Source organism: Komagataeibacter saccharivorans (assembly GCF_003207825.1).
In the GTDB taxonomy this organism is placed as follows: Bacteria; Pseudomonadota; Alphaproteobacteria; order Acetobacterales; family Acetobacteraceae; genus Komagataeibacter; species Komagataeibacter saccharivorans.
This window is the reverse complement of the sequence record NZ_NKTY01000097.1, coordinates 1-795: the sequence shown is the minus strand read 5'-3', so window position 1 is coordinate 795 and position 795 is coordinate 1. Positions and strand designations below refer to the sequence as shown.

2 protein-coding genes are annotated in these 795 nt (G+C 54.0%); both read right to left on the bottom strand.

Going from position 1 to position 795, the window contains the following annotated elements; all coding sequences use genetic code 11:
- Positions 1 to 125, bottom strand: a 125-nt coding sequence (locus tag CFR79_RS15530) for a transposase (RefSeq protein WP_146220170.1), incomplete at its 3' end; no start/stop codon positions are given.
- Between the two features lie 231 nt (positions 126 to 356).
- A complete protein-coding gene (locus CFR79_RS16315) occupies positions 357 to 500 on the bottom strand; it encodes a hypothetical protein (RefSeq protein ID WP_258373665.1) in 144 nt (47 codons plus the stop codon).
- Positions 501 to 795: the final 295 nt, after the last annotated feature.

Here is a 795-nt window from a genome sequence, read left to right as displayed (position 1 = left end):
CGCCGGTTCGCAGGCGGCATCAGGGGGGCTATGCGCTCCCATTCCTCATCGGTCAGATCAGATGGATAGCGTTTCGTCTTGCGCGTAATGTTGGCCATTTGGCCTCGTTGTTCTGGCGTCCACATCCTGAGTTCGAATCACGCATAAACCCGCTTGAAAAGCCATCATATCGAATTTCCAAAAGGGCACTTAGGACTGCGGCGTGGACCGCGCGTTCGGTCCGGATTTGAGATGCCTGTATTCCATACACGTAGTCCGGCGGCCATCATGTCAATGCCGTGGGCGGCAAGGGCAATGCCGCCCACTTTGCTGAGCAACGGTTCAGGGGCCGCCAGCAGGCCTGTGGCCCCGGCCATTTATGCAATCCCTAAGCCAATCGTGGCCAGTCCCTCAGCCCGGTTGATGGTTTTCCGACTTGGCAGGTAGCATCTGACAATACTGACAAGCTGTTGTTCGCTCATGACAAAGGTCAGAGCCGGATGCTGGCTGATATTCGGCATGGCCTATCCTGAAATGCAGACAAAAAAGCCTGCCGGTGAGGGCGGGCTTTGCATGTCGCACGGGGTGATCCGCGGCATGGTTTATGACATAGCATTCCTTGGGAGAATCATGATTTTGTAGCAAGGTCCAGATCAGTTAATATCAATATCGAAACTATATCTACGGCGTGTCGTCAGTTAAGCTCTGAATGTGGCCTGTGAGGGTTGTACTTTGTGTCTGCGTGTGCTGACTGTTTTCCCGTTTTGAGGGAGACAGACAGATGCGGCGCTATAGTTTACGCGATGACCAGTGGGA

Excerpts from the sequence above, each read along its gene's own strand:
- CFR79_RS16315 (WP_258373665.1), bottom strand. The coding sequence starts at position 500 with ATGCCGAATATCAGCCAGCATCCGGCTCTGACCTTTGTCATGAGCGAA.